This is a genomic window from Amphibacillus jilinensis Y1, assembly GCF_000306965.1.
Taxonomy (GTDB): Bacteria; Bacillota; Bacilli; order Bacillales; family Amphibacillaceae; genus Amphibacillus_C; species Amphibacillus_C jilinensis.
In genome coordinates, this window is the sequence record NZ_JH976436.1 from 240,394 (window position 1) to 261,416 (window position 21,023).

Consider the following 21,023-nt stretch of genomic DNA (forward strand, 5'->3'; position numbering starts at 1 on the left):
AGTTAAGTGAATAAGGACTTTAGTGGCCGTTAACACGAGACATCTACTCCCTATTTTGAGTGGGTATTTTACGGACACTTATCTGCGATAAATGCATTTTTTCAATTTCTTAACAATGACTTTACACGTACTCCAAATTGATTTGATATGGTAAAAGTAATTAAATCATACATCTATAGAGGAGTGTTCATATGCGCATCGCTATTTTCACTGATACCTATACACCTGAAGTTAACGGTGTTGCTCTTACTTTGGAACGCTATGTTGACTATCTAGACAACCAAAATATTGACTATCGCCTCTTTGCCCCGGCCCCCTCTGTCCCTGTTCCAATCGTTCCAGAAATCCTCCGTTTAACAAGTATTCCCTTTTTATTGTACCGCAATTGTCGCATCGCCCTGCCCAATCCAGCGCCTATCAAACACGTTTTAGATGATTTCAAACCCAATTTAATTCATATTGCAACACCATTCACTCTCGGACTATCTGGTCTGCATTACGGGAAAAAACACCAAATACCTATGGTAGCTTCTTATCACACGCATTTTGATAACTATCTAGATTACTACCAACTCCATTTCCTTAAAAATTACGCCCAGAAATACTTGGATTGGTTCCATCGCCCTTTTGAAAAAATTTATGTCCCTTCTCAAAGTACGAAAGAGAAATTGATGATGCAAAATCCAATTCAAAGCTATGAAATATGGAGTAGAGGCGTGGATCACACCCTTTTTTCACCACTTAAACGTTGTAAAGACTTATGGAAGCAACGCTATCAAATCTATGAAAATAACATTATCCTATACGTCGGCCGTATAGCAGCTGAAAAAGATATTGATGTTGTGCTAGAAACCTTTGATCACCTCCCCCATAAAGTGAAGAAAGATAGCCACTTAGTAATGGTTGGAGACGGCCCTTTATTTTCTGCATTATCTAAAGTACATCGTGATAAAGTGACATGGACAGGATTTATTAAAGGAGAAGCGTTAGCACAAATTTATGCATCTAGTGATCTATTTCTGTTCCCATCTCCCACTGAAACTTTTGGAAATGTTGTGCTAGAAGCGCTTGCTTCAGGATTACCTGTTATTACTGCAAGTACAGGTGGCGTCAAACATTTAGTAACAGACAAGGTAACTGGATTTTTATGTGAGCCAAAACAGGTAGATATGTTTGTTGAACGAACAACACTTTTATTAGATTCCCCTTCTCTACGCGATCATTTTGCTCAGGCTGCTCGACAGTTTGCTATGTTCCAATCATGGGAACATATTTTCCAACAACTAATCGCAAGCTTTAAAGCTATTACAAAAGAAAATCAAGAATTCCCGCCTATTGTAAAGAAAATCAGCGTTTAGATTTATAACATGTCTAGATAATTTGCACCGTTTAACAATCTTCTTATCTTATTATAAGTTAGGCTGACGCTGAGCAATTAAAACAACTCTCTTACGACTAATAAAACATCTGCAAGTATAAGCTGTCTTAGCAGGATTTGGTTTTAATTCTATCTTACGTGTCTCAGTGGACATCTCATCGCTTCTCATCTTCAGATTTCTAAAGTGCTTCAATTATAACAATTGAAAGAAGCCATCAATTATAATCTTAATTGTTTAATATATTCAATCCATCCTAAAATCTTTATTATCATTTAAAACACATTTAAAATTCTCATTTTATTTTTTTGATATAGTATACATATAACTAGTTCTACAAAGAAAAGAAAGGAAGTGTACCTTATCAAAATGCACGGTTTACTATTTATTAGTTTAATGTTTTTATTACCTTTGTCCTCCTGTTCTGATCAATCTATTCAGGAAGAAGAAGTTATTATTGGTGAAGACTCGGACTATCCCTTGGAGGGTACCTTAACCCTACCTTCAGCTCATCAAGAACCTATTCCAGCTGTTGTGTTAGTGCATGGTTCAGGACCAAGCGATCGTGATCAATCTGTTTACAGCTACACCATATTTAAAGATTTAGCCCAGGCTCTTACAACACAAGGAATCGCCGTTTTGCGCTATGATAAACGGACTTATACCTATCAAGATTCGTTCACAGAAGAAGACTTACTCACCTTTACCGTCTATGAAGAGACCATTGAAGATGCTGTTCGAGCAATCGAACACTTATTAAATGATTCGCGTATCGATAATGAAAAAATCTTTCTTATTGGACACAGTCAAGGAGGAATGCTAGCCCCACGCATTTATGACATTAGTGAAAACCTAGCAGGATTAATTATCATGGCTGGATCACCAAGGCCTTTATGGGAAATTATTTACGATCAGAATCTAGATGTACTAGAAGACTTAGATCCGGATAGCGCGCTTTACGAAACAAATCACCAACAGATCATTAAAGAATACGAAAAAGCACAGCAACTTGCTGACCTAACACTCGAAGAGAGTATGCATGAGACAATCTTTGGCTTACCGGGCTATTATTTAAAAGAAATGGAAAGTTTCGACACTGAAGAGGTATTACGAGAACAATCGATGCCCCTTCTGATTCTACAAGGTGAAAAGGATTTCCAAGTCAGTGTTGAAAAGGATTTTGAAGCTTATCAAGCCCTTTTAACTGATTATGATCATGCGCATTTTATTTTATATCCTGATCTCAATCATTTTTTCATCAATTACCAAGGAGAGGGTAAAGGAACGATAGAAGAATACCATCAGGGCGGCCATGTCGAGGATATTGTAATAGATGATATCGTTAATTGGATAAACCAAACTAGCAATTAAACCATGAGCATAAAGCGAACCATCTTTTTTATAGATGAATGTGATACAAAATAACTATCAAATATTTTCGATAAAACAAAGGGAAACACCCTTTATATCTCATTAATATTGTGTTAAAATTTATAATATTTTAAAGGCACTTATTTAATTATGTTTCATATTAAATTTAACTCGATAATCACGTAAGGGGGAGATGACGATTTCATTCGAGATGGCACCAAAAGGAAAGGTATGTCGACTCGTTGCAACGTCTAAAACAGAAGAAACAACTCAATTAACCGTTTTACACAGAGAACAGGGTTTTATTTATTTCAATCTTGCTGATTTAAGCGAACAGACACATGATGTTCAGGCTTATATTGAAGCACTAATCCCTAATATTGAAGCTGGTAAATATCAAATGGAATTAGTTGAAATGAATCAAGAAGAAGTTTGTTGTTAAGCGCCTATTTTTAGGCGCTTTTTTTCACAGACCAGAAAAATTCCATAAAATGAAATCAAAATATCTAAATACAAAAACGAACATTCCATCTGAAAATAACGAAAAAATTAATAAAAAAATATTTTTTAAGTGCGTATTTGCATTATTACAACAACAAAGTTCGGCATTTACAAATATTATTGTAAAAAAAGTTTACAAATCTATCGCCTAAATGCTAAAAGTATAGTAATATAGAAAACAATAATAAATAGCACGGATGATTATTATGGGAGAGCGTATGGTTATACCACCGAAGGAGCAAGCTCATAAAAGACACCTTATGAGACAATCTCTCAGGTAAACGAACCATAATAGGACGACACTCTGGAGAGCGCATGTAGATGCCACCAAAGGGGATGCTTTTAACAAAGCGAAAACTCTCAGGTAAAAGGACAGAGAAGGGTAGAAATAATTAGCCCTTCCCTGTCCTTTTTTTGTACACTCTATCTCACCCACACAAAAATAGAACATTGAAAAACAGAGAAAAAGTGGCATAAAACGAACCTTCAACCATTGGGCATTTTGGGGGGGATCTGTGATAAAAATAGTATTGGAGGTGTTGTCGCACATGAGTGACAAACAATTAAAACAAACACCGCTCTTTGACCTTTATCAACACAATGGAGCTAAAAAAATCATTGATTATGGGGGATGGGCATTGCCTGTTCATTTTTCCAGTATTATCGATGAACATCATGCTGTTAGGCAAAAAGCGGGACTCTTTGATGTTTCACATATGGGCGAGATACGCATTGAAGGAGAAGCTGCTGAAAAGTTGGTCAATTTGTTAATGACAAATGACATAACAAGTCTCGAAATAAATCAAGCACGGTATACAGCAATGTGTTATCAAAACGGGGGCACAGTCGATGATTTATTAGTCTACAAACTAGCAGAACAGACATTTTTACTTGTTGTCAACGCCGCTAATATTGATAAAGATCTCGATTGGATTAAGGCACATCACATGGATGGTGTGACCATTACCAATCTCTCTGAACATATTGCGCAACTTGCGGTTCAAGGTCCAGAAGCTGTTAACATATTGCAAAAACTTACAGATGTCCGTTTAGCTGATATTAAACCTTTTCGATTTGTTCAAAATGTGCAACTTGCAGATGTCACTGATGTTTTAGTTTCAAGAACCGGCTATACCGGTGAAGATGGCTTTGAATTGTATGTCTCTCACGATCAAGCACAAGCACTTTGGCAAGCATTGTTACAAGCAGATGACCGACTCCAACCATGCGGCCTTGGCGCTCGTGATACCCTTCGCTTTGAAGCAAAACTGGCTTTATATGGTCAAGAATTATCACCATCAATCTCTCCGTTTGAAGCCGGAATTGGCTTTACAGTCAAAATAGACAAGAGCAGCGATTTTATTGGAAGAGCAGCATTAATGAAAGAAAAGCAAAATCAACCGACTAGAAAGCTTGTTGGCTTAGAAATTATTGATAAAGGGATTCCTAGACATGGATACAAAGTGTTTTCTTCTAGTAATCAAGAAATTGGTTTTATCACCTCCGGCACCCACTCACCGTCTATACAAAAGCAGCTTGGTCTTGCTTTAGTTCAGGCTGAATATGGAAAACTGGGAACTGAGGTTCAAGTACAAATACGTTCTAGACTAGTGGATGCTGTCATCGTTGAAACACCGTTTTATAAAAGAAAATAAGCGACTGCGTATCATCAATACGATTGAATTTAAATAGGAGAGGAAGATAGATATGACAAATACACAATTAAGATTCACTAAAAAACATGAGTGGGTTCTACCATTAGATGAGGAACGCGCACGCATTGGCATAACCGATCATGCACAACAAGAATTAGGTGATATCGTTTTTGTCGAAAATGCAGAACTAAACCAACAAGTCACCGCCCATGATTCACTTGGTGTCATCGAATCTGTCAAAGCTGCTTCAGAGTTCTATGCACCACTATCCGGAGAAGTTGTCGCTATTAACGAGCAGTTAGAAGATGAGCCTGAACGGATTAACGATGATCCTTATCAAGAAGGTTGGCTCGTCGAAATCGCCTACACTAACCCTCAAGAATTAGAAGCACTCTTAACTGAAGCAGATTATCAAGCTTTCCTTAGCGAGGAGGAATAACATGGGATCAACATTTCGCTATTTGCCTGATACAGCACAAGATCAACAAGCGATGCTAGATGCGTTAAACATCGACTCAATCGACAACTTATTTGATGACTTACCCACTTCCATTCGTTTAAATGGTGAGCTCCCAATCGAAAAAGCGATTGCTGAACCGCTTTTAATGAAAAAGATGCAACAGCTGGCTTCAAAAAACACAAATGCAAATCAGCACAGTTATTTTCTTGGCGCAGGTACCTATGATCACTTCATTCCTAGTGTCGTCAATCATGTCATTTCACGTTCAGAATTTTATACGGCTTACACACCTTATCAACCAGAAATTAGTCAAGGTGAACTGCAAGCGATCTTTGAATTTCAAACGATGGTATGTGAATTAACAGGAATGGATGTCGCCAACTCATCGATGTATGATGGCTTTACTTCAGTTGCAGAAGCTGCCGCCCTAGCTGTTTCATCAACTAAACGGTCCAAAGTGCTGATTTCTCAGGCTGTTCATCCGGAATCACGTGCCATCTCGAGCACCAATGCTAGCGGTTTATCTTATAAAGTTGAAGAGATTAACTTATTAGATGAAATCACAAATTTAAAAGAACTCCAACAAAAGATAGATCAAGACACTGCAGCAATAATCATCCAATATCCTAACTTTTTCGGTTCTGTTGAAGATTTAAATCAAATCAAACAAATAGCCGAATCACATGGGGCTCTATTGATTGTTAGTGCAAATCCGTTAGCTTTAGCCTTACTGCAATCACCAGGACACTTAGGGGCTGACATCGTCGTTGGTGATATGCAACCATTAGGCATACCGATGTCATTCGGTGGCCCACACTGTGGTTATTTTGCCGTAAACAAAAAGTTAATGCGCAAAATCCCTGGTCGCATCGTTGGGGAAGCACTAGATGCCAATGGCAAGCGTGGCTTTACCTTAGCCCTACAGGCCCGCGAACAACATATTCGCCGAGAAAAAGCATCATCTAATATTTGTTCCAATCAAGCATTAAACGCATTGGCATCAGCAGTCTGCATGTCTGCTCTCGGCAAACAAGGCATCCGCAAAATGGCCCAATTAAATGTAGAAAAGGCAGATTATATGGCAAAACAACTGGCTAAGAAAGGATTTAACGTGATCAATCGCGCACCATTTTTTAATGAATTCATCGTTAGCTTACCAGTATCCGCTCGTACAGCCAATCGCAAATTAATTGAGGCTGGATTCGTTGGGGGATTTGATTTAAGTATTGATTACGATTTGGCAAACCATATGCTTATAGCTGTTACTGAACAACGAACCAAAGCTGAAATCGATCAATTTATAACTGTATTGGAGGCATTATAGATGAAGCCATATCATTCCCTCATTTTTGAAATCAGTCAATCTGATCGATCAGCTGTTGACCTTCCAGACAGTGACGTCGATACGATCAATTTAAATGATAAATTTCCAAACCATTTATTAAGAGAAACAGAAGCTGAACTTCCAGAGGTATCAGAACTTCAACTCATTCGTCACTACACTGCACTTTCTAACAAAAATTATGGCGTTGATAGTGGATTTTATCCACTCGGTTCATGTACGATGAAATATAACCCAAAGCTAAATGAAGATGTTGCACGTTTAGAAGGGTTTAACCGAATTCATCCGTATCAATCAACAGAGACAGTCCAGGGTGCCATGCATCTACTATACCAATTGCAAGAAGATTTAGCTGTGATCTCCGGAATGGACGCGGTCACCTTACAACCATCGGCTGGTGCACAGGGTGAATGGACAGGGTTAATGATCGCTAAAAAATATCATCAACAAAACGGAGAAAACCGTTCAAAAGTGCTTGTCCCCGACTCCGCCCATGGCACTAATCCAGCTAGTGCAGCAGTAGCCGGATTCGAGACGGTCACGATCCCGTCAAACGCTGATGGATTAGTTGATGTTGAAGCCTTAAAAGCTCATGTCGATCACGATACAGCAGCATTAATGTTAACCAATCCAAGTACACTTGGTTTATTTGAAAAAGATATTGTTGAAATTGCTGATATTGTTCACGAGGCTGGTGGCTTGCTTTATTATGATGGGGCTAATGCAAATGCGATCTTAGGCAAAACAACTCCTGGTAAAATGGGCTTTGATATCGTCCATCTAAATTTGCATAAAACCTTTACCACACCTCATGGAGGTGGTGGACCTGGCGCTGGCCCAGTCGGCGTCGTTAAAGAATTGACGCCTTATTTGCCTGTACCAAGAATTACAAAAGAAGGCGATCAGTATCGTTTTCATACAGATGAACCTTTGTCAGTTGGTCGCGTAAAAGGTTATTATGGAAATTTTGGCATTCTAGTCCGTGCCTATACTTACATTCGCACAATGGGACCAGATGGGCTCCGACAAGTATCGGAATCAGCGGTGCTTCATGCCAATTACTTAAAGAAACGACTTGAACCTTATTTTGAAGCGCCTTATCCACAAATATGTAAACACGAGTTTGTTTTATCTGGCATAAACCAGAAAAAACTTGGCGTTCGAACACTTGATATCGCTAAACGTTTACTCGATTTCGGATATCATCCACCAACCATTTATTTCCCATTAAATGTTGAGGAAGCTTTAATGATTGAACCGACAGAAACCGAAACAAAAGAAACGTTAGATGCATTTGCCGACACGATGATACAGATTGCTAAAGAAATAGAAGAGAATCCAATGATGGTATTGGAAGCACCACATACGACAGTAATCGGCCGATTGGACGAAACCAAAGCCTCAAGAAAGCCGATTTTACGTTATACAAAACAAGAATAAAGTCTTCAATCAGTGGTCGGAGGGCTGCAGGACGTGGCGGTTTTAGTATGCGATCTTCCCTACCCACTGATGGGGTGTTGAGTGAATCAAGAGTCCGCCTTAATCGGTTGAACTCTGTTCTCTATTTTGTGCCGGACGCTTTACAAACGGTTATCAATGATAAAACCTAAACATATTATCCGTGGAGGACAACACCATGAAGATTATGATCACAAACCAAGCACAAGATCAACTTAATCACTTAAATTTAACAGATGGTCTGTTGCCAAGAATCGATGCCGAACTAACTGGTGGTTGTGGATTAGCGATTAGCTATGTATTCATCTTTGATCAGCAGCGAAAGCTTGATACGATCTATCGACCTCATGGCATACCTATTCGTATGGACTATGTCACGCAAAAATATCTTAATCATACTGGCGTAACAATTGATTATAACGAAGCGGATGGTTTTTACGTCATGACTAAACTTACATTTGATAGGAATCCATGTGGTTGAAGTCAGTATAGCTTTAGCATGAAAGTCAGCGCAATACCGCTGGCTTTTTTGTATTTTGTGGATCATTTATCGCTCGATTAAATGTGCTCTTATTGCAGAGAGTACGTATTTTAAGCTTATTTGAATCCTATCTATACATAATCAAATAACATCGCTATAATAATGATTAGGAAATACATACCTTTATTTACAACATTTATCGAAGGAGATCCTGACAAATGAATAAGTTATTAAAGTACATCATTCTATTTTTCTTTTCTGCTGGAATTGGCTTTTTACTAGGCTACCTTGGCAATACGGTAGATATACCGCCAGTATTAACGATACTCCCTTGGTATGTTCAAGTGATCATTTTTGTGCTTACTTACATAATAGCTGTGGGTGTACACGAACTTGGTCACGCATTCAGCTTTTCAAAAAACGGTGTGAACATTCGAGCTATTTTTATTACATTTTTCTTTTTTGTTAAAGAAGATCAACGCTGGAAGCTCAAGTTACGTCCTAATGTTGCCACTATAATCGGGGGGATTGTTATACCAGATATAGAAGCAGTGAAAACGGATTCGACATTTAGTAAGCTCCAACAAGCACTTGCTAAAGCGATACTTACCGGCCCTATCTTTACTTTATTATGGTGGCTCTTCCTAAGTTGTGCCGGGGGTGTTTTTATGTTAATTTCATCAAACCCATTAATCATTTCATTTTGGTTGACGATCGTCATATCACTTACATTTATTACTGCTTTTCTTTTAATCACATGTTTATTTAAAAATGAAATTGCTATCGGTGATTTTCCAGCTTATAAGCTAGCAAAGCATGATCGTTTTTTTACTGCCATACAATTGTATCAATATGCCCTGTTTTCATCGGATTATCAACGTGCTCGTTCAGAAAATCAATTTTTAAGGAACATTTTAATAGCTGACCTTCAAGAAAAGCTCGCACAAAAAGACAGCCATCTCTATACGCTCAGTATCGTTGATATCTTCATTACCGAATATCTAGCGGGGACGATTGATCAGTTACCGCAAGTGGCTTGGGAATACGTCGAGTTTCTTACTGAAGATTCTGAGCGGATCGCTAACTTAAAAAGCAACGAAGCTTTATTAGGCGTGTATATACACATCGTTCGTTTATTGTATGCATCAAATGATTCAAATAAAGAAAAAGCCCTCTCGCTTTATCAAACATTTAAAGATGAGATTAAACCTTCTACGCCGATGCGAAAATATCTCTTACAGCAAACCGATCACGCTTTTGGTTTTGCAGACAATCGTGCTTTTTTAAATAACAAAGACAATATTTGTATTTCGCCTGCTCACGGGATATTTAAAAACTTCCCTGGGTATTATGCAGATGAAATCAAGCTTAATCAAAACCTCGATAATCCCGTTTTAACGAAAGGAATCGAGTAATATGCTAGCTTCAATAAAAACGCCCTTCCAAACGTGCTTTGGGAGGGCCGGTTTTTCTACTTCTCCCCTGGTCTAATCCTTCATTTTCACTGATTATCCTCTTCACGTTTTAACTTACATTTACCGTATAAAATCTTTTTGTCTAGAAACCAGTTAAAATTTACTTTTCTCCCCTTTTAAATTTTTTATTTATGGAAACCAACAGTAGTTATTTACTTTTAAAAATGTTAGTGCTAATATAAAACTATAAAATTAGTTTAATAATAATGAATGGAGGAATCTTTAGTGAATTATTCATACACCGTTAAACCTGAAGCTGAAATTAATAAGATGCTTAGACAAGCAGAGCATAGCTTCCCAATTATTAACGATGAACAACAATTATTCGAGCAGGCTGATTTTTACAAAGCATTAGCAGATCCCGTTCGTTTAAAAATTATCGCTATCTTATTAGAAGCACCGTGTTGTTTGTGTGAACTAGCTTCTGCTTTTAAAATACCAAATTCAACGCTAACACATCACCTAAAATTGTTAGAGCGCGGTCGAGTTATTGTGGCAAAGAAAATTGGTCGTTACACCATTTACGAATTAACAGATGAAAATGCTGCTAACTTTCTTAGTTGAATGGAGGGATTTATGTGGAATGGTTTCAGTGGTTAAGTGATCAGTTATTAAGAATGGAATGGCTCTATCAACTGGTTACACAATTAGTCGAAAATGTGTTTCAGCTCGATTCCGCAAGTCCGGTTGGTGCAAGCATTCATTTTTTCATTTATGACACGATTAAGTTATTTATTTTATTGGCTGTCGTGATCTTTTTTATATCTTATATTCAAAGCTATTTTCCACCTGAACGAACGAAACGCATTTTAGGTGGGATGTCAGGCTTTAAAGGAACGATTGCCGGTGCTTTTTTAGGAGTCTTGACACCTTTTTGTAGTTGTTCGAGCATTCCAATCTTTATTGGATTTACATCAGCTGGACTTCCGTTCGGGGTTACATTTTCATTCTTAATTGCATCACCAATGGTTGATTTGGCTTCATTTTTAATGTTGAGCTCGTATTTTGGTATGGAACTAGCCATACTTTATTTAATTTTTGGTGTATTACTTGCCATTGCTAGTGGTTTTATACTTGAAGCATTGCCATTATCTGACCAAGTCGAGTCGTTTGCTATGAAAGCACCACTTCAAACTCAAGATGACGCACAACTACGTTTTAAAGATCGTATCCATTTTTCTATTGAGCAAGTTAAAGAAATTGTTTCAAAAGTTTGGTTGTATGTGTTAATTGGTGTTGGTATTGGAGCAATTATTCATAACTGGATTCCACAATCATCGATTGAAGCCGTTATTGGAGAAAGTAATCCATTTGCTGTCGTGATTGCCACTATAATTGGCGTTCCGATTTATGCGGATATATTTGGAACATTGCCTATTGCAGATGCATTATTTGCTAAAGGGGTTGAAGCAGGTACAATTGTCGCATTTATGATGTCTGTAGTTGCCTTATCATTACCATCATTAATTATGTTGTCAAAAGTCATTAAAAGAAAATTGTTGTTTAGTTTTATCACGATTATCGTTGTTGGTATATTACTAATTGGATACTTATTTAATATGATTCATACCCTATTTTAAAAAAAGGAGAGGTTAAGCATGGAAATAAAAGTATTGGGACCAGGGTGTTCAAATTGCAAACGGGTTGAAAAGGTTGTAACAGAAGCCTTGAATGAGTTGAATATAGAAGCCAAAATTTCAAAAGTAACGGATTTTAAAGATATTGCGAGTTTTGGTGTTATGTCTACACCAGGATTGGTCGTTAATGGTGAAGTGAAGCTTTCCGGGAAAGTTCCTTCTTTAGAAGAAGTAAAAACATTGTTGCAATAAGACATTAAATGATTTTGGTAGCATTTACTCAAAATAAGTCACATCAACACTATATTTAAAAGAGAATTTTTAAATAAGAATACGACCAAACTTTTGTTGCTTTTATATTAAAAAACATTGATCAGCTCCTGTATTGGGGGCTGATCGTTTCATTTTATGGAACGATATCCTATTCTAGCGTTTTCTGAAAGTATCATATCCCTGCTACGATTGATTTATTATTTGCTTTTCTTAAGCTTTAGCCACAAATGATTCAACACATATTGTTTCATTGTATGAAAAAGAACCTCCATTGCCGTTCCGATAGTGCACCAATTGAATTGCTAAGAAAATTTACTTATGAATTAGATACACAAGAAGAATTTTTAAAAAATCTCTTCATTTCTTAAATCCTTTTGTCCAAAATTTCGTTAATATAAGTAGAGGTGGTGAGAAGATGCAATCAGATCATTCATTAATCGAAGAAATTAAAAGCGGTAGCCAAGCAGCAATGGAAGTACTCGTAAAAAAACACTATCGCATGATATTTGCCTATACTTACCGGAAAGTTGGCGACTATCATTTGGCTTACGATTTGACCCAAGAAATATTTATTAAAATGATGAAATCGATTAAACATTATAGTGGACAAGGAAAATTTCCACATTGGCTTCTAAAAATTGCGGTGAACCATTGTCGTGATTATTATCGAAGTCGTGATTATAAATATAAGGACAAAATAAACGAAATTGATCATCAAATCATCGATGAACGCAAAAATGTAGAAGACCTTCTAAGCAAAAAGCAAAGAAGCGTTAAGGTGAAAGCAGCTATTGATCAGTTACCACCTTATCAACGAGAAGCCATTATATTAAAGTTTTATCAAGACCTTAAAATAAAACAGATTGCTAAACTGACAGAAGTAAAAGAAGCCACCGTTAAGTCAAGGCTTAAGCAAGGAAAGGATAAATTAAAATCTTTACTAAAAGGAGTAGATCATGATGAGCCGGTTCAATTCAATCAACGAAACCGATAACGATGAGCTTGAAGAACGCTTCGATTACAAAGAAAATCAAGTACTTCAACAAGAATTAACAGATTACCTTGTCAAATTCCCTGACGAAGATGACATAGATGCTACGATAGACACCTTGCGCCAATACGTACCCACTCAAACAACAAAGTCAGTAAATCGCATAGAACGATTGATCACGTTATGTAAACGATCAGCTACAGAAGTAACTGTAGTAAGTAAAACATACTGGATCACTTGCACGCTCCTCTTTATCATAGGCTATTTAATCACTAATCTAGCGGATACAAATCCTTTATTGACGCTGATTTTCTTAGCACCACTTCCATTTATCATTGGATTACTAGAGGTGTTTAAAGGGCGGGAACATGGACTGCTTGAAATCGAACTTACCTGCAAGTTTACTACAGATCAAATCATGTTATCTCGGCTATTTTTAATCGGGATCACAAATGTTACCTTAAACACAGTGCTGACATTAATTATATCGCCAACTACTGGTAAGCCAATATTGGAAATGTTGCTCACCTGGTTAACGCCATTCACTTTTTTTGTCGCCATCGCTCTATGGTTAAGCATTCACTTTAAAGGCCAAGTATTTGTGACAACCTTCTTATCTTTATGGCTGGTATTCATTGGGCTAATCATTAGCAATAACCATTGGATAGAAGCATTGCTCAATATCAATCTTGTTATTCATTTTATTTGTCTAGGGTTTGGAAGCTTGTTAATTAGCATCCAAGTTAAACAATTGATAAACAAGTATCAAACCTATGAAGGAGGACAACGTGTTGAAATTAATTATTGAAAATATTTCAAAAACATTTAAAGATAAACAAGCAGTAACAGGGTTCTCTGCAGAACTTTCAGAAGGCGTTTATGCTCTACTGGGTCCAAATGGTGCTGGCAAAACAACATTGATGCGAATGTTAGCGGATATTCTAAAGCCCACTTCAGGAAGAATTTTGTTAGATGGTAAAGATATCTCGATCATGGGTGATCATTATCGTGATAGCTTAGGCTATCTCCCGCAAGAGTTCGGTCTTTATAGAAATTTCACTGCTGTTCGTTTTTTATCTTATTTTGCGCGTTTAAAAGGATTAGATAAACAGGAAGCCACCACTCGGGTAGACGAAGTCCTTAAGCTTGTTAACTTACAACAAGATCGCAAGCGAAAACTAAAAACGTATTCTGGAGGAATGAAACGAAGACTCGGTATTGCCCTGGCTCTCCTTAACGATCCTAAAATACTAATTGTTGATGAGCCAACAGCAGGATTAGACCCGCAAGAACGCGTTCGATTTCGGAATCTACTCTCAGAAATTGCTGGTGATCGAATCGTGTTGTTGTCTACTCATATCGTGTCGGATATTGAATATATCGCAAAAGAAGTCCTTCTCATGCGACAGGGAACACTCATTCAACGCAGTACAAGTGAGCAACTACTAGACAGTGTTAAAGATAAAGTATGGAAATGCACAGTAGAGCAACACGCATTACCCCAACTACAAAAGCATTATAAAGTTGGAAATATCCAACGCGTTGAAACAGGGATTGAGGTTCGCATTGTTAGCGATCAACAGCCTTTAGCTGATGCCGTTAACGTCACACCTACCTTAGAAGATGTGTATCTCTATTTCTTTAATGAGGAGGTCATAGACGGTGTACAAGCAGGAATGCTATAAAATTTTCACAAGAAAAAGTTTGTATTTCACTTTCCTTCTTTTTATTTTTTTCATGTTTATAACGGGAGGTTCTCACTCAATTCACCAAACAAACGCGTATCAATCGCTATATGATGAATGGCGTGGACCATTAACCTCAACAGAGATTGACATGGCTAACGAAAGATTACTGAAAATTGAAGAGCAAATTGATCGAGAAATGGCAGAAGCTGATGGGTTTGAAGGTGTTTTCCCTCAACGCATTGAGGATCAGGCGGCCCACTCTATTTATACTTCTGTTGTTCAAGCTGGTGAAAATATAGAATGGTTTGAAGGACGGAAAGAAGCCTTACATAACAAGACTTTCGATCCCACGACAACCGCTGATCAAGCCGAAGATGCACAAATGGAATTTGAGCTTCTCCAGCAATTAAATGAGCCGATTGGCTTCTACCAAACGACGACGTGGCGCAGTACAGTAGACTTTATCAACACATTTGGTTTTATTTTCTTAACCGTACTTATCATCTTAGGGTTAGCTCCCGTTTTTGCGGATGAACATAGTCAAAAAATTGCTTCATTAATCGCTTCTACCAAGTATGGGAAAAATAAAATTGCATCTGCGAAAATACTCGCTTCATTCACCTATATTGGCGCGTTATTTTTCAGTCTGCATCTCGTTAATGTTGTTATAGAAGTCATCAAGTTTGGTAGATTTGCAGATGGAACTGTGCCGTTACAAAATTTATATTTATTTATTCAATCACCTTTTTCACTAACGATTGGACAGTACTATGCCCTTGCACTTGGCATTCAATTGTTAGGGGCATTAGTGATTGGATTACTGGTGTTATTTTTATCAATCGTCACACGGCATGCGATGCTAACGTTCTTTATTAGCGGAGCAATTATTGGAACGCCTGTTTTATTCCGGCAATTAGGTTTTGATCAAGAGTTGATTCAGTATATAACACAGTTTAGTTATGCAGAGCTAATAAGAGTGAAAGGTTTGATTGATCAATTCATCGTGTTGAGGTTATTTGGTCAACCCATTCTGTATCCCTATCTTTTTATTGCCGTCTTCCTCTTGATCGCCAGTGTGAATGTCTTCCTTATTTATCGTCAATATAGAAACCAACAAATTGTAAATTAAGACAGGAGGAGAAAATAATGTATCGTCAGGAATGCTATAAGATTTTTTCAAAAAAAAGTATCTATCTCGTGTTTATTACGATTGTTTTATTATTGGTCTATGTCCATCAACTCCCAACAGATATGACGATGAGAGAATCGGTTTTTGAAGAACTCGAAGAAACATGGGGTGGGCCTGTAACAGAAGAGAAAGTAGAACGTGCTAGAGAATCGATGAACGCCGCTGATGCCGGCGAGGTCTCAAATCACACCTTTGAATTAAGGGCAACAGATTATGTGCAATTTCTCGTTACCGGTGCAGCTATGCAAAAACAAGATCAAAGTGAACGGCTTACCATGCTTGAGGCAGAAATGCACGACTTTGATGAAGGAACGTACGAGCATCGAGAAGCTGCAATAGAACATGATATGTTACAAGCATTAGATGACGTCCATGGCTTTTACTTAATTCGATCATGGCGTGAAATGTTTGAGCTTATCGAGCCTACCACACATGTCCTTTTACTATCTATCTTGATATTTTTAGGTTTATCCCCTGTTTTTGCTGATGAGTATACCAATCGAACAACGGATTTAATCTTAGCAACAAAACACGGAAAAACCAAGCTTGTCTCAGCGAAACTATTGGCTAGCTTAAGCTATATCGTGATTGTTTTTCTATCCTTACAAATCATCAATAGTTTCCTTAACTTATTGAAATTTGGTGGCATAGCGGGATGGGACGCACCTATACAAGGGATATCTTCTGGGTTAGATTCTCTTTCCCGACTCAGCTATGATGGGTCACCCTATAACTTTGACGTTTGGCAATTCTTCTTGCTGACAATCGCGCTTCAATTGTTTGCTTCCATAGCAGTAGGAGTGATTGTTTTGCTTTTATCTTTTTTAACGAAAAATACGATGATCACCTTTTTTGTAAGCAGCATCATCATAGCTACACCGGCTCTATTGCAGCAACTTGGGACAACAGATGGCTTCTTAGGCTACCTGACAGATTTTAGCTTTTTAAAATTAATGCAAGTGTCAACCCTATTTACACAGTTCCAAGCCTACAATTTATTTGACTATCCTGTGTTATATCCATATTTGCTCTTCATTCTATTCGCGGTCGTAACAGGTTTGTTAATTATGCTCACTTACCGGCTGTTTAGAAACCAGCAGATCAGTCATTAGACATATTATCATTTGACAAAATACGAGTAATGCCCATAAAACGAACTTTCAATCAGTGGTCGGAGGTCTACAGGACATGGCAGTTTTAGTCTACGATCTTACCCGTCCACTGATTGTTAATTGAGTGAATCAGGACATGAGCATCCGTTATAAAATACCAAAAATCACCTATACCCTCTATTTTAGCTGGATGTTTTGCGGACGGTTAGCTGTGATAAAATTAAGATCATCATACATCTTCTAATACTTCTTCCATTCTTTTTAACTTTCGATAAATAACTGAGCGATGGACGCCTAATCGATTTGCAGTTTTAGTGGCATTTCCATTATATGCTTCCAATACTTTTTGTATATACCGCCCTTCAACAATTGCCGTATAATCCTTCAAATTAGTAAAACGATCTTTATTTTGTTTAATAAAATAATCTAATGTAAACCAATCTGTTCCTTTTTCATCATTATATTCATTTATATCCATTTGACCTGTTACCACAAGTCGCTCAATAAAGTTCTTTAATTCTCTAGCATTTCCAGGCCAATTATGCCATAAAAGTTGTTGAAAATCTTCTGCACTTAAAATAAAGCTTTTTTTATACTTTCTATTTAAATCTTCGATAAAGGTGGATGCTAATCCGACTATATCCGATCTTCTACTTCGTAATGGTGGTATATGAATGGGAATGACATTGATTCTGTAAAACAAATCTTCTCTAAACATGCCTTTTTTAACTCTTTCCCATAAATCTCTGTTCGATGCAGAAATAATTCGACAAGTAATGGGTACGGTTTCAATGCCTCCAATTCTTCTTAACTGACTGCTTTCTATTACATGAAGTAACTTAGCCTGCATGTCCAAAGGAATTTCTGAAATCTCATCCAAAAATAAGATTCCATCATTCGCCGCTTCAATCATTCCAATTTTCTCTTCAGTTGCCCCAACAAAACTTCCTTTTTCATAACCAAACAATTCATGTTCAAATAAGGATGGTGCAACAGCGGCACAATTAATAGAAATAAACGGACCATTTCTTTTATCACTTTTTTTATGAATGTATTTGGCTATTACCTCTTTACCAGTTCCAGACTCCCCATAAATAAAAACTTTACTGTCAAAAGTAGCAATTTGGTTACAAACACTTACTATATTTTTCATCGCTAAGCTTTCTGCAACAAGTTCTACATCTTTATCCACAGTAGTCAATTGCTGATCATTAGCATTATGACGATGGTTAGCCTTATCACTCGGCAACTTTTCTTTATAATCATTAGAAGTGGTTATAACAAGACGAACCTCACCATTTTCATACATTAATGGTGTGGCTGTTGATAAGACACTATAACCTTTATTTGTTTTAATTGTACGACAAACTCTTTGTTTTGTTTTAATTGCCTCCATTGTAATGGAACTATTATAATAACCTAAGCGAACCAAGTCTTTTACATTATATTTTATTATTTCATCTAGAGTCATGCCTATGGTTAATGCAGTAAATTCATTTGACATTAAAATGTTTCCTTCTGAATCTGTAACAAATAAAGCTGAGGGAAGATCATTGATATTTTCCTGAGTATAGAAATGGTTGGATTGTGGACTAACACGGCTTTGCATTTATTTACCTCCTCTTTTCTGAAGTAATTATCTATTCCTATTATATTAAAATAACTATTATTTACAAATCCTATGTTAACACCTTTAATATTTTTAATCAGGCAAACAGGCCCTGTTTTTATCGAAGACAAAAAAGGACCCGGTTGTATGTTTCTTACTCCTTTAATAAGCTGTTCATTATACCATCGGGATGTTAGATCATCCCTGGTAATCTTTCATTACATTAAATCCATTCTTTTTCAACTATTGACAAGTCCGCCATTTGATCTAAAACGCATTGAGCTTCTTGAAACATAGTAGTAATCATTTCCTCCGCAGTGGTAATTTTATTACACAAACCAGCAATCTGCCCTGCCATAACAGATCCTTGTTCCACATTTCCTTCGTGAACGGCTTTTCTTAGAGACCCTAAGGACAGCTTTTCTAATTCCTCACGCGAAGCTTTTTTATTCTCTAATTCAAGATAAGCTTTAATCATATCGTTTTTTATACTGCGAACCGGCCCCCCTAAACTACGCCCCGTAACTGTTGTACTCGTATCATTAGCATCAATAACCGCTTGCTTGAAGTTAGCATGTGTCGGACACTCTATAGTCGTTAAAAAACGTGTGCCAATTTGAACGCCTTGTGCACCAAGTGCAAATGCGGCTGCAATCCCTCTTCCATCTGCAATTCCACCTGCTCCAATAACAGGTATTGACACAGCATCTACAACTTGTGGTAATAATGCCATTGTTGTCGTTTCACCTACGTGTCCACCAGCTTCTGTTCCTTCTGCTACAATAGCATCTGCCCCTAAAGTCTCCATTTTCTTAGCGATTTTGACTGAAGGTACAACTGGAACAACCGATATTTGATGGTTTTTAAACGTTTCCATATACGGGGCAGGTGTACCAGCACCAGTAGTAACGATCTTTACATCCTCTTCTATTATAACATCAATGAGTTCTGGAATATTTGGCATCATTAACATTAAATTCACCGCGAAAGGTTTGTCTGTTATTTCCCTCGTTTTACGAATCTCTTCTCGCAATTGATTTGCTGAGAGCCCTCCGGATGCGATAATGCCAAGACCTCCTGCATTAGAAACCGCACCTACAAGAGGGGCTAGAGCAATTTGTGCCATCGCTCCTTGAAAGATCGGATACTTAATTCCTAGTAATTTTGTAATACTCATTTTAATAACCTCCTAGATTTTCAAGCTCTATACCGCTGCCTCTGTGCTTGCAGTACCTATTTGTTTTTTATTTTCAGTTCCTTTAAATATAATCGCTAACACTAGACCGACTAATGATATAACTAAGGCAACATAAAAAGCATTGGTAAACATACCATTGTTTGCTGCTGCAAAACGATTTGCAATTCTTGGCCCAAAGAATGCTGCCCCAGAATAACCAATAAAAGTTACACCATAATTGACTCCATAATATTTCATTCCAAATTTTTCGCCGACAATAGATGGGAAAATACCCATTGTTCCACCGAAACATAATCCAATCCCGATAATTGCAATTGCAAATCCAACAACTGAATTTGATAACGCAATTACCAACATCATGGTAGACACCACCAAGTAAATGGCCATTAAGCAGTATGCGCGACCAATTCTATCAGATACTGCCCCCCAGAAAATACGTCCCATACAATTGCTAAATGAATATAAACTAACGTAAATGGCTGCTGTTGCTGCGGTTAAACCAAACATCGTCTGCCCAATTACCGAAGCATTAGCAGTCACCATCATTCCAGACAAAGCACCAATTAAAAACATCGATGCGATAATGTAAAATAAAGGTCTCTTAATCATCTCATTCCAAGGGACGTTGACAGTACCTTTGTTTCCTGAAATAACTGGAGGTGTCCATCCTTCTGGAGTATAGTCAGCTGGACTTGATTTCACAAACAAACCACAACTTAGGATAACAACTAAGAATGAAATCCCTAACGTAACCAAAGCTTGATTCACACCAAAGTTATCAATTAATGCATTTGCAATGGGTGCAATCACAATTGTTCCTCCACCATAACCAGCTGTTACAATGCCGGTGCCTAGTCCACGTTTATCAGGAAATAATTTTACCGTATTTCCTATTGTAGAGGAGTAAACAATCCCTTGCCCCACTCCAGCAAGTAAACCATAAGTAATGTAGAGCATCCAGGCGGACGTTGCAAGACCGGATAGTAAAAATCCAACCCCAAACATCGTTCCACCGATAAATATTGCTTTTTTCGCTCCACCCTTATCTACTAATCTTCCTCCTAGAATCATAGGTATTGGAGATATGGCTGCATTAATTGTGAATGCCAGCATGATCTCCCCCATAGAAGCATCGAATACATTTGTCAGTGGTAGTGCAAAAATACTAAAGGCATAAACTGCGCCGACACATAAGTTAATAATTGTAGAGGCAACTAAAATTGCCCATCGATTTAACTTGACATTATCATTCATAAAACCGCACCTT

The 21,023-nt window shown here is 37.4% G+C and carries 20 protein-coding genes, 1 pseudogene and 2 riboswitches; of the genes and pseudogenes, 17 read left to right on the top strand and 4 right to left on the bottom strand.

Translation table 11 applies throughout. The features are described from left to right. Window positions 1-191: 191 nt before the first annotated feature. The 12 genes from B494_RS0111390 to B494_RS0111445 all read left to right on the top strand — a co-directional run bounded on the left by B494_RS0111390 (window position 192) and on the right by B494_RS0111445 (window position 11,948). On the top strand, window positions 192-1,358 hold the full coding sequence (locus B494_RS0111390) for a glycosyltransferase family 4 protein (RefSeq protein WP_017472532.1): 1,167 nt from the start codon (window positions 192-194) through the stop codon (window positions 1,356-1,358). A 372-nt stretch (window positions 1,359-1,730) separates the two neighbouring features. Further along, window positions 1,731-2,747: an alpha/beta hydrolase family protein gene (locus B494_RS0111395; protein WP_206536220.1), complete on the top strand. Its 1,017-nt coding sequence runs from the start codon at window positions 1,731-1,733 to the stop codon at window positions 2,745-2,747. Between the two features lie 193 nt (window positions 2,748-2,940). After that, window positions 2,941-3,189 carry a hypothetical protein gene (locus B494_RS0111400; protein WP_017472534.1) on the top strand — a complete coding sequence of 83 codons (249 nt, stop codon included), beginning with the start codon at window positions 2,941-2,943 and terminating at the stop codon, window positions 3,187-3,189. A 256-nt stretch (window positions 3,190-3,445) separates the two neighbouring features. After that, a riboswitch (glycine riboswitch) is annotated at window positions 3,446-3,547 on the top strand. 3 nt (window positions 3,548-3,550) lie between these two features. Beyond that, window positions 3,551-3,626, top strand: a riboswitch (glycine riboswitch). A 170-nt stretch (window positions 3,627-3,796) separates the two neighbouring features. Continuing rightward, window positions 3,797-4,903: a glycine cleavage system aminomethyltransferase GcvT gene (gene gcvT, locus B494_RS0111405; protein ID WP_017472535.1), complete on the top strand. Its 1,107-nt coding sequence runs from the start codon at window positions 3,797-3,799 to the stop codon at window positions 4,901-4,903. Between the two features lie 52 nt (window positions 4,904-4,955). Further along, window positions 4,956-5,342, top strand: coding sequence for a glycine cleavage system protein GcvH (gcvH, locus tag B494_RS0111410; protein ID WP_017472536.1), 387 nt, complete (start codon window positions 4,956-4,958; stop codon window positions 5,340-5,342). A 1-nt stretch (window position 5,343) separates the two neighbouring features. Next, a complete protein-coding gene (gene gcvPA, locus B494_RS0111415) occupies window positions 5,344-6,687 on the top strand; it encodes an aminomethyl-transferring glycine dehydrogenase subunit GcvPA (protein WP_017472537.1) in 1,344 nt (447 codons plus the stop codon). Beyond that, window positions 6,688-8,145, top strand: a complete 1,458-nt coding sequence (gene gcvPB, locus B494_RS0111420; RefSeq protein ID WP_017472538.1) for an aminomethyl-transferring glycine dehydrogenase subunit GcvPB — start codon at window positions 6,688-6,690, stop codon at window positions 8,143-8,145. Window positions 8,146-8,341: 196 nt separating this feature from the next. Then, entirely contained in the window at window positions 8,342-8,644 is a 303-nt protein-coding gene (locus B494_RS0111425; RefSeq protein ID WP_017472539.1) for an iron-sulfur cluster biosynthesis family protein, read from the top strand. Between the two features lie 218 nt (window positions 8,645-8,862). Continuing rightward, complete coding sequence (locus B494_RS0111430) at window positions 8,863-10,059, top strand: site-2 protease family protein (RefSeq protein WP_017472540.1); 1,197 nt, start codon at window positions 8,863-8,865, stop codon at window positions 10,057-10,059. 285 nt (window positions 10,060-10,344) lie between these two features. Continuing rightward, window positions 10,345-10,683, top strand: coding sequence for an ArsR/SmtB family transcription factor (locus tag B494_RS0111435; protein WP_017472541.1), 339 nt, complete (start codon window positions 10,345-10,347; stop codon window positions 10,681-10,683). Between the two features lie 14 nt (window positions 10,684-10,697). After that, complete coding sequence (locus B494_RS0111440) at window positions 10,698-11,699, top strand: permease (RefSeq protein ID WP_017472542.1); 1,002 nt, start codon at window positions 10,698-10,700, stop codon at window positions 11,697-11,699. An 18-nt stretch (window positions 11,700-11,717) separates the two neighbouring features. Continuing rightward, window positions 11,718-11,948 (top strand): thioredoxin family protein, encoded by a 231-nt coding sequence (locus B494_RS0111445; RefSeq protein WP_017472543.1) that lies wholly within the window; start codon window positions 11,718-11,720, stop codon window positions 11,946-11,948. Between the two features lie 218 nt (window positions 11,949-12,166). Here B494_RS0111445 and B494_RS21730 read toward each other — a convergent pair. Beyond that, window positions 12,167-12,267, bottom strand: a pseudogene (locus tag B494_RS21730) (23S rRNA (adenine(2058)-N(6))-methyltransferase Erm(K)); the annotation flags it as partial. A 117-nt stretch (window positions 12,268-12,384) separates the two neighbouring features. Here B494_RS21730 and B494_RS0111450 point away from each other — a divergent pair. From B494_RS0111450 to B494_RS0111470, 5 genes are read left to right on the top strand one after another with little or no spacing between them, the layout of a single operon-like run. Beyond that, complete coding sequence (locus tag B494_RS0111450) at window positions 12,385-12,963, top strand: RNA polymerase sigma factor (RefSeq protein ID WP_017472544.1); 579 nt, start codon at window positions 12,385-12,387, stop codon at window positions 12,961-12,963. Then, window positions 12,929-13,768 carry a hypothetical protein gene (locus B494_RS0111455; RefSeq protein WP_017472545.1) on the top strand — a complete coding sequence of 280 codons (840 nt, stop codon included), beginning with the start codon at window positions 12,929-12,931 and terminating at the stop codon, window positions 13,766-13,768. The genes B494_RS0111450 and B494_RS0111455 overlap by 35 nt, the downstream gene beginning before the upstream one ends. Continuing rightward, the gene (locus B494_RS0111460; protein WP_017472546.1) at window positions 13,752-14,645 is read left to right on the top strand and encodes an ABC transporter ATP-binding protein; all 894 of its coding nucleotides are present in this window, start codon (window positions 13,752-13,754) and stop codon (window positions 14,643-14,645) included. The genes B494_RS0111455 and B494_RS0111460 overlap by 17 nt, the downstream gene beginning before the upstream one ends. Beyond that, a complete protein-coding gene (locus B494_RS0111465) occupies window positions 14,623-15,777 on the top strand; it encodes an ABC transporter permease (RefSeq protein WP_017472547.1) in 1,155 nt (384 codons plus the stop codon). The genes B494_RS0111460 and B494_RS0111465 overlap by 23 nt, the downstream gene beginning before the upstream one ends. Window positions 15,778-15,794: 17 nt before the next feature. After that, window positions 15,795-16,949, top strand: coding sequence for an ABC transporter permease (locus B494_RS0111470; protein WP_017472548.1), 1,155 nt, complete (start codon window positions 15,795-15,797; stop codon window positions 16,947-16,949). 229 nt (window positions 16,950-17,178) lie between these two features. On the opposite strand, the gene B494_RS0111475 is transcribed toward B494_RS0111470, so the two are convergent. The 3 genes from B494_RS0111475 to B494_RS0111485 form a co-directional block, all read right to left on the bottom strand. Next, window positions 17,179-18,558 (bottom strand): sigma-54 interaction domain-containing protein, encoded by a 1,380-nt coding sequence (locus tag B494_RS0111475; protein WP_017472549.1) that lies wholly within the window; start codon window positions 18,556-18,558, stop codon window positions 17,179-17,181. Window positions 18,559-18,781: 223 nt separating this feature from the next. Beyond that, window positions 18,782-19,735 (bottom strand): DUF561 domain-containing protein, encoded by a 954-nt coding sequence (locus B494_RS0111480; protein WP_017472550.1) that lies wholly within the window; start codon window positions 19,733-19,735, stop codon window positions 18,782-18,784. A 27-nt stretch (window positions 19,736-19,762) separates the two neighbouring features. Further along, the gene (locus B494_RS0111485; RefSeq protein WP_017472551.1) at window positions 19,763-21,010 is read right to left on the bottom strand and encodes an L-lactate MFS transporter; all 1,248 of its coding nucleotides are present in this window, start codon (window positions 21,008-21,010) and stop codon (window positions 19,763-19,765) included. Between the last annotated feature and the right edge of the window lie 13 nt (window positions 21,011-21,023).

Coding starts and splice junctions, on each gene's coding strand:
- B494_RS0111470 (WP_017472548.1), top strand. CDS start 15,795: ATGTATCGTCAGGAATGCTATAAGATTTTTTCAAAAAAAAGTATCTAT.
- gcvH (WP_017472536.1), top strand. CDS start 4,956: ATGACAAATACACAATTAAGATTCACTAAAAAACATGAGTGGGTTCTA.
- B494_RS0111450 (WP_017472544.1), top strand. CDS start 12,385: ATGCAATCAGATCATTCATTAATCGAAGAAATTAAAAGCGGTAGCCAA.
- gcvT (WP_017472535.1), top strand. CDS start 3,797: ATGAGTGACAAACAATTAAAACAAACACCGCTCTTTGACCTTTATCAA.
- B494_RS0111390 (WP_017472532.1), top strand. CDS start 192: ATGCGCATCGCTATTTTCACTGATACCTATACACCTGAAGTTAACGGT.
- B494_RS0111430 (WP_017472540.1), top strand. CDS start 8,863: ATGAATAAGTTATTAAAGTACATCATTCTATTTTTCTTTTCTGCTGGA.
- B494_RS0111455 (WP_017472545.1), top strand. CDS start 12,929: ATGAGCCGGTTCAATTCAATCAACGAAACCGATAACGATGAGCTTGAA.
- B494_RS0111400 (WP_017472534.1), top strand. CDS start 2,941: ATGACGATTTCATTCGAGATGGCACCAAAAGGAAAGGTATGTCGACTC.
- B494_RS0111445 (WP_017472543.1), top strand. CDS start 11,718: ATGGAAATAAAAGTATTGGGACCAGGGTGTTCAAATTGCAAACGGGTT.
- B494_RS0111480 (WP_017472550.1), bottom strand. CDS start 19,735: ATGAGTATTACAAAATTACTAGGAATTAAGTATCCGATCTTTCAAGGA.
- B494_RS0111475 (WP_017472549.1), bottom strand. CDS start 18,558: ATGCAAAGCCGTGTTAGTCCACAATCCAACCATTTCTATACTCAGGAA.
- gcvPB (WP_017472538.1), top strand. CDS start 6,688: ATGAAGCCATATCATTCCCTCATTTTTGAAATCAGTCAATCTGATCGA.
- gcvPA (WP_017472537.1), top strand. CDS start 5,344: ATGGGATCAACATTTCGCTATTTGCCTGATACAGCACAAGATCAACAA.
- B494_RS0111425 (WP_017472539.1), top strand. CDS start 8,342: ATGAAGATTATGATCACAAACCAAGCACAAGATCAACTTAATCACTTA.
- B494_RS0111485 (WP_017472551.1), bottom strand. CDS start 21,010: ATGAATGATAATGTCAAGTTAAATCGATGGGCAATTTTAGTTGCCTCT.